This is a genomic window from Vibrio sp. 10N.222.54.E6 (genome assembly GCF_041473955.1).
GTDB classification, from domain to species: domain Bacteria; phylum Pseudomonadota; class Gammaproteobacteria; order Enterobacterales; family Vibrionaceae; genus Vibrio; species Vibrio tasmaniensis_A.
Map to the genome: position 1 here is coordinate 1 of NZ_JBFRTD010000109.1, position 312 is coordinate 312.

The window sequence follows — 312 nt, forward strand, 5'->3', positions numbered from 1 at the left end:
ATCCTGCACGACCCACCATTTCCTCCCAAGGAAATAAAAATATGGGGCTATAGCTCAGCTGGGAGAGCGCCTGCCTTGCACGCAGGAGGTCTGCGGTTCGATCCCGCATAGCTCCACCATTCTTTCTCCATGAAGGAATTAAAACTATCATGGGCGATTAGCTCAGTTGGGAGAGCACCTGCCTTACAAGCAGGGGGTCACTGGTTCGAGCCCGGTATCGCCCACCATCTTTAAGCATTCTCGTAAGAGAGTGTTTAAAAATGGTTTTAATAGTTTAACGCTTTAAAACTCTTGCTCTTTAACAATTTGGAA

Annotated in this window: 2 tRNA genes; both read left to right on the forward strand. The window is 47.1% G+C overall.

Annotated elements, in window-relative coordinates:
- The first annotated feature begins 43 nt into the window (after positions 1 to 43).
- A tRNA-Ala gene (locus AB4513_RS24770) sits at positions 44 to 119 on the forward strand.
- A 32-nt stretch (positions 120 to 151) separates the two neighbouring features.
- Positions 152 to 227, forward strand: a tRNA-Val gene (locus tag AB4513_RS24775).
- Positions 228 to 312 lie beyond the last annotated feature (85 nt).